The 609-nt window shown below is 77.7% G+C and carries 1 protein-coding gene; it reads left to right on the forward strand.

Annotated features, from left to right (window positions below):
• Nucleotides 1-609 (forward strand): glycosyltransferase family 4 protein (locus tag G3I65_RS03020; protein WP_160694510.1); only part of this gene is annotated, 609 nt, incomplete at both ends.

Genomic DNA, 609 nt, shown 5'->3' on the forward strand with positions numbered 1-609 from the left:
CGCTCCGGGCCGCGAGCTCGGTCGTCGCGACCAGCGAGTGGGCCGCGCGCCGGCTGATCGGCCACCACGGGCTGGCGCCGCACCGCGTGCACGCCGTGCCGCCGGGCGTCGACCCGGCGCCGCCCGCCATCGGCACCGACGGGGTGTCCCGGCTGGTCTGCGTGGCCAACGTGACCCCGCGCAAGGGCCAGGGTGTGCTCGCCCAGGCCCTCGAGACCGTCGCCGACCTGCGCTGGACCTGCGAATGCGTCGGCGGGATCCGGCGGGAGACCAAGTACGTCGAGCGGCTGCGCGAGCACCGGCTCGGCGCCCGCTTCACCCTCACCGGCCCCCGGACCGGCGCGGCTCTGGCCGCGACCTACCACACCGCCGACCTGCTCGTGCTGCCTTCGCGCGCCGAGACGTACGGCATGGTCGTCACCGAGGCCCTCGCCCGCGGCGTGCCCGTGCTGACCACCGACGTCGACGCGCTGCCGGACACGCTCGGCGTCGCGCCCGACGGCTCGGTGCCCGGGATGCTCGTCCCCGGCGACGACGTCGAAGCGCTCGGCGCAGCCCTCCGCCGCTGGCTCACCGAGCCCGAGCTGCGGACGCGGCTGCGGGCCGCGG

The organism is Amycolatopsis sp. SID8362 (assembly GCF_010550475.1).
GTDB lineage: Bacteria > Actinomycetota > Actinomycetes > Mycobacteriales > Pseudonocardiaceae > Amycolatopsis > Amycolatopsis eburnea.